Source organism: Streptomyces atroolivaceus (genome assembly GCF_000717025.1).
Taxonomy (GTDB): Bacteria; Actinomycetota; Actinomycetes; order Streptomycetales; family Streptomycetaceae; genus Streptomyces; species Streptomyces atroolivaceus.
In genome coordinates this window covers 1-1593 of sequence record NZ_JNXG01000050.1, presented here as the reverse complement: position 1 = coordinate 1593, position 1593 = coordinate 1, and the positions used below count along the sequence as shown (strand labels likewise).

General features: G+C 69.9%; 2 protein-coding genes. Both read left to right on the top strand.

Features of this window, described 5'->3' with window-relative positions:
• A partial coding sequence (locus OO67_RS37695; protein WP_157841794.1) for an RICIN domain-containing protein occupies positions 1 to 109 on the top strand: 109 nt, incomplete at its 5' end.
• Positions 106 to 1593: ThuA domain-containing protein (locus OO67_RS35340; protein ID WP_033305936.1), on the top strand; the 1488-nt coding region annotated here is incomplete at its 3' end. The genes OO67_RS37695 and OO67_RS35340, both read left to right, overlap by 4 nt.

Sequence of the window (1593 nt, the reverse complement as noted above, 5' to 3'; positions counted from 1 at the left end):
GCAGTCCGGCAAATGCCTCGACGCGGCCGGCGTCTCCTCCACCGACGGAACCAAGCTCCACCTGTGGACCTGTCTCTCCGCCGTCAACCAGAAGTGGGTCATGCCATGAGCCGACGACTCGTAAGCCTCGCGGCCTGGGCGGCCTGCGGTCTGCTCGGCGCGGCCGCCCTGCCCGCAGCCGTCTCCACAGCCGCTGAGACCGGCCCTACGCCGCCCGCCCGCCCGACGGCAGCGGCCGCCGCCGACCCGGCGTACGACGTGCTCGTCTTCTCCAGGACCGCCGGTTTCCGCCACTCCTCCATCGACGAAGGCGTCAGCGCTCTGCGTCAGCTGGGCGCCGCCAACAACTTCACCGTCACGGCGACCGAGGACGCCGCCGCCTTCACCCCGGCCAACCTGGACGGCTACGAGAGCGTCGTCTTCCTCTCCACCACCGGAGACGTCCTGAACGCCGCTCAGCAGACCGCCTTCGAGGGCTACATCGAATCGGGCGGCGGCTACGTCGGCATCCACGCGGCGGCCGACACCGAATACGACTGGAGCTGGTATTCGGGCCTGGCAGGCGCCCTGTTCCAGTCGCATCCTGCGATCCAGCCGGCCACGGTGAAGGTGGAGGACCGCGCCCACGACGCCACCGCCCACCTCGGCCCGGTCTGGCAGCGGACCGACGAGTGGTACGACTACCGCACCAACCCGCGCACCACCGCCCATGTCCTGGCCTCGCTCGACGAGTCCAGCTACAGCGGCGGCTCCATGGGGGGCGACCATCCCATCGCCTGGTGCAAGGACTACCGGGGCGGCCGCGCCTTCTACACCGGTGGCGGCCACACCGAGGAGTCCTACGCCGACCCGGCGTTCCGCCGTCACCTGCTCGGCGGCATCCGCTGGTCCGCCGGCACGACCGAGGCCGACTGCCGCCCGGAAACCGGCTACACCACGCTGTTCGGGACCTCGGGAACGACCGGCTGGAAACAGGCCGGTCCGGGCTCCTTCACGAACGCGGACTCCACTCTCACCTCGCAGGGCGGCCTCGGCCTGCTCTGGTACCAGGCCAAGGCGTACACGTCCTACTCGCTGAAGCTCGACTGGCGCCAGGCCGGCGACGACAACTCCGGCGTCTTCGTGGGCTTCCCGGCCTCCGACGACCCCTGGTCGGCCGTCGACAACGGCTACGAGATCCAGATCGACGCCACGGACGCCACGGACCGCACCACAGGTTCCGTGTACGGCTTCAAGTCAGCCGACCTGGCGGCCCGCGACCGGGCCCTGAACCCTCCCGGCGAGTGGAACACCTATGAGATCCGGGTCGAGGGCGAGCGTCTGCGGGTGTACCTGAACGGAGTCGAGATCAACGACTTCACCAACACCGTCCCCGCCCGCAGCCTCCAGCAGGGCCACATCGGACTGCAGAACCACGGCGACGGCGACGACGTGTCCTTCCGTAACATCCGCATCAAGGAACTCGGAGGCTCCACCGGCCCCAGGGAGGGCGCCATCACCGGCATCGGCGGCAAGTGCGTCGACGTCGCGAACGGGGCGAGCGCCGACGGGACGCAGATCCAGCTGTGGACGTGCAACCAGTCCGCGGCCCAG